At 45.4% G+C, this 1,258-nt stretch carries 1 protein-coding gene; it reads left to right on the top strand.

All coding sequences use genetic code 11. The features are described 5' to 3' along the window. Window positions 1-258: 258 nt before the first annotated feature. Complete coding sequence (ltrA, locus tag NBH01_RS26545; RefSeq protein ID WP_225694245.1) at window positions 259-1,176, top strand: group II intron reverse transcriptase/maturase; 918 nt, start codon at window positions 259-261, stop codon at window positions 1,174-1,176. The last annotated feature ends 82 nt before the right edge of the window (window positions 1,177-1,258 follow it).

Here is a 1,258-nt window from a genome sequence, read left to right as displayed (position 1 = left end):
GGAACATCCAAAGTAAATCAAGCAGACATAAGATGGAAAGAATATGTCCATAACTGGGGAGGTCTCACGGGCGAGGAAAAATAAATAAATACAGTCAAGCAGTAATAACGAACCGTGAGAAGTCAGCAGAGGTCATAGTAACCGACAAGGTAAAAAAATCGGCAGTCGGTGAAGGACTGAACTTTTAATCAAACAAGTACCATTTAATACTTTATGAAAGAGTCAATGCGGAAAATCAGTAAAACGAACTGCCCACAAATGGATAGGACAGCATCCGACGAGTATGTGGGAGTGCAGACTTTTATGGAGATAAAAGATGAGCAGCTTGTGGAAGTGCAATTGGAAGAAAACAATCTGTTGGAACTCCTTCTAAGTCCATCGAACTTGAATGCGGCATACCGCCAAGTCGTAAGGAATGGAGGAGTGGGAGGTGTCGATAAGATGGAGACGAGCGAACTGTTGCCATACCTTACCCTCCATAAAGACGAATTGTTGGAAAAGATACGCAGGGGGAAGTATCGTCCGTCCCCTGTGCGCAGGTTAGAAATTCCGAAAGACAACGGTAAAACTCGCCCATTAGGTATCCCGACAGTGGTAGACCGCTTTGTTCAGCAGGCAATCAGCCAAGTGTTGATACCGCTTTACGAACCTCAGTTCAGTGACAACAGCTTCGGCTTCCGCCCTCATCGTAGTGCTCACGATGCACTGCATAAGGTGCAGGAATATGCAGACCAAGGTTATCGCTACTGTATCGGTTTGGATTTGGAAAAGTTCTTTGACCGTGTTAACCACAGCAAACTGATAGAGGTCTTATCCCGAACCGTCAAGGACGGCAGTGTAATATCTTTGATACACAAATACCTTAATGCAGGAGTTGTAGTATCTCACAAATACGCGGAGACTGCCGAGGGCGTCCCCCAAGGTGGTCCATTGAGTCCTATATTGAGCAATATTCTTCTTAATGAGTTGGACCAGGAATTGGAACGCAGGGGGCACCCGTTTGTCCGCTATGCCGATGATTGTCTGATCCTTGTCCATAGTCTTCGGGCAACGGAGCGAGTCCGTGATAGTATTTCCGAGTTTATAGAAAAGAAGTTATTCTTGAAAGTAAACAAAGAGAAGACAGAAGTCGGTTCCATCTGCGGCAAGAAGTATCTTGGACACTCCTTCTACTGAAGAGCCGACCGTAAATGTGGTCTTAATCTTCATAAGAAAAGTCAATCCAAGTTCAAACGCACCATCAAGCACCTGACCAGCC

Source organism: Bacteroides sp. B1-V-101 (genome assembly GCF_023656585.1).
GTDB lineage: Bacteria > Bacteroidota > Bacteroidia > Bacteroidales > Bacteroidaceae > Bacteroides > Bacteroides thetaiotaomicron.
This window is presented reverse-complemented; position numbering and strand designations above follow the sequence as displayed.

Coding starts and splice junctions, on each gene's coding strand:
- ltrA (WP_225694245.1), top strand. CDS start 259: ATGGATAGGACAGCATCCGACGAGTATGTGGGAGTGCAGACTTTTATG.